Origin of the sequence: Psittacicella hinzii (assembly GCF_003585885.1) — a bacterium.
GTDB lineage: Bacteria > Pseudomonadota > Gammaproteobacteria > Enterobacterales > Psittacicellaceae > Psittacicella.
Window position 1 is genome coordinate 1 of sequence record NZ_NRHC01000162.1, and the last position, 2,698, is coordinate 2,698.

Consider the following 2,698-nt stretch of genomic DNA (forward strand, 5'->3'; position numbering starts at 1 on the left):
ATTTTGTTTTCTCTTTATTTGTTTGATTAAATTATTTGTTTTCATTATTTTCTTTGTTACTCTCATTCGTGTAACATTGTATCAAGCTATTTTATGCAATTTTGCTTGTAAACATAAAAATGAGAAAGCAAAATAATTACTCGTAAAACATCGGTTTATTTTACTATATTTTGCTCAAAATAAAACTATTTTTTAATCTAAATAATAATTAGTTTCATTTGAGTGTTATAATGTATTTCGTAATTTTTACGAACTAAATAACAATGACAGATTACAATCGAAATTTAACTACTTTCCGAATTCCTATTACAGCAAAGCGTATAACAACAGCAAGCTGGCCAAATCAATTTCTTGAAGCATACCAATATGCTAAAGAAAATAAGCAAAACCTAATTATTCTGGGGCAAGGTAGTAACACTCTCTTTGTTGAAGATTTTGATGGTGAAATTATCATCAATCAGTACAAAGGCATTACTTTAACTTGTAATTCTAGCGAATATCTTTTAAAAGTAAATTCTGGCGTTACAATTGATGAGCTAATAGCTTATTGCCATCGTTTTAAAGTATATGGTTTAGAAAACCTAGCTTCAATTCCTAGCTCTGTAGGAACCGCAGCCATTGGTAATATTGGAGCCTATGGGGTTGAGTTTGAACAATTTGTAGACAAAGTAACTTTACTAAATTTAGAAAATAGCTCTTATGAGGAATTAACGCATGATCAGCTCGATTTCTCATACCGCAATTCAATTTTAAAATCACCTAAATACCGTAATAATTACTTTGTTGTTTCTGTTACTCTAAAAATACCAAGATTATATAAACCAGTTTTAACATACGCTCCTCTCAATAGCCTAGATCCTCTTAGTGTAACACCACAAGAAATACTAAACCTTGTAGTTAGCACTCGTAAAAGCAAATTGCCAGACTACAATGAATTTGGTAATGGGGGAAGCTTCTTTTTAAATCCTGTGGTATCTTTTGAAAAATACAATGATCTAAAAGAAAAGTTTGATATTACTGGTATAATATTAGATAACAATTTGGTAAAATTAAGTGCAGCTTGGTTAATTGAAAACTCTGGATTAAAAGGGACTACCTTTAATCGTGCACAAGTTTCACTCAAACACTCTTTAGTTTTAGGGAACATGGATGAAGCTACAGGGAATGATATAGCTAACTTAGCTTCTCTAGTTCAAAAAACTGTATTTGAAAAATTTGGTATCACCTTAACTCCTGAAATTCGTTTTATTGCTAGTTCTGGAGAGGTTGATGCAAACCTTTATCTAAAAACTTTACTCTAAGCTTCAGTTACACTGAAGCTTTCTTAAAATATGGCCAATATAATTAATCGATTCAAAAATAACAAAATTCTAAATATATATCTAGAGAAATTCCTCCTAAATGAACTATATTTAACTTTAGCAAAATATAGTTTTAATAAATCTAAGTTTAAAAACTTCAATGATCTAGTCAATAAAACCATAGAAGAACTTTTAAGCCAAAGAACAAAGGTAAATGATTATATTCAGAAATTAAACTCTTCCTTTGTACTAAGCGAAGATCCGGAAATTCCTGATGAAATCGATGGGCAAATTTTGTTATTAGATTTTTGTAAGCACGAAATGTTCCTTAAATATTTCGAGGAATATTGTGTTGTTATTGAACAAGACTTTGCAGTAACTAAACAAATCCTCAACAAAAAGCAAGATTTTGCCAAAAGATTAGAAAAATCAGAAGATCGTGCTCATAATTTCACAACCCTCAATGAGCAGGAAAACAACTTATTATTAAAACAAGCCCCTTTTATTTACGTTAAAGATCGAATTTACACCAATAAGGTAGTTTTAGGAGCCAAAGAAATCTCCTACCTAGAGCAATTAAATCAGACTGTTGATATAGTTGCTAAAAACACCTTACTAATCCAATTTTTTGCTTTAAGTTCAACTAACTTATACGCAGAAACTTGTTTAGAAGACTTAGATCAAGGTCTTAATTTAATTATTATTTCATTCTATCAGTATCGTGGAATTGGTCGTAGTTATAAACCTTGGATTTCAATGCCTTTTGCAGATTTAACCTGCTCCGCAGTAATCTCAAATAAAGATATTAATCCGGAGTTAGCCAATACTTTCTCCCTTCATGTGGCTAACTGCATTCACTATGAAATTAATCAATTTCTTCTTAGAATGAGACCATGGAACTGGCATAATAAATTGCTACTTGAAATTAAATGGCCAAATGATATCTATCTAGACAATAAAAAATGTGCAGGAATATTAATTTCTCAAAAAGGTAATCATTTCATTGTAGGCTTTGGTATCAACTTCCTTTCACAACCGGATTGGGTTAATGATTATTATGACCAACCAATTAATACTCTAATTAGCCCTGTTCTTTCTGAAACCCTTTCTCTAAATGAGATGGCTGCTTATCTACAACAAATGAGTAAAGCTGTGTACAAGACAATCAGAAAAAACTCTGAACAACGTCATTATTATGACTACTCTTATTATTCAAAAAATAATTTCTTCAAAGAGGGGGATGACGTTTCTATTATTGAAAGAGAACGTGTGCGTACAGCTACCTTTAAAGAAATAAATCAGCAAGGACATCTTGTTCTTAAAGAATCTGATGGACAGGAAACTGTTTATAACGTACCAAGAATAAGTATACGTAAAGTATAAAAAAAACTCCCTAG

At 30.8% G+C, this 2,698-nt stretch carries 2 protein-coding genes; both read left to right on the forward strand.

Going from position 1 to position 2,698, the window contains the following annotated elements; genetic code table 11:
* Positions 1-263 precede the first annotated feature (263 nt).
* Complete coding sequence (gene murB, locus CKF54_RS08065; protein ID WP_119525827.1) at positions 264-1,301, forward strand: UDP-N-acetylmuramate dehydrogenase; 1,038 nt, start codon at positions 264-266, stop codon at positions 1,299-1,301.
* Between the two features lie 30 nt (positions 1,302-1,331).
* Positions 1,332-2,684 carry a biotin--[acetyl-CoA-carboxylase] ligase gene (locus CKF54_RS08070; RefSeq protein ID WP_119525828.1) on the forward strand — a complete coding sequence of 451 codons (1,353 nt, stop codon included), beginning with the start codon at positions 1,332-1,334 and terminating at the stop codon, positions 2,682-2,684.
* The last annotated feature ends 14 nt before the right edge of the window (positions 2,685-2,698 follow it).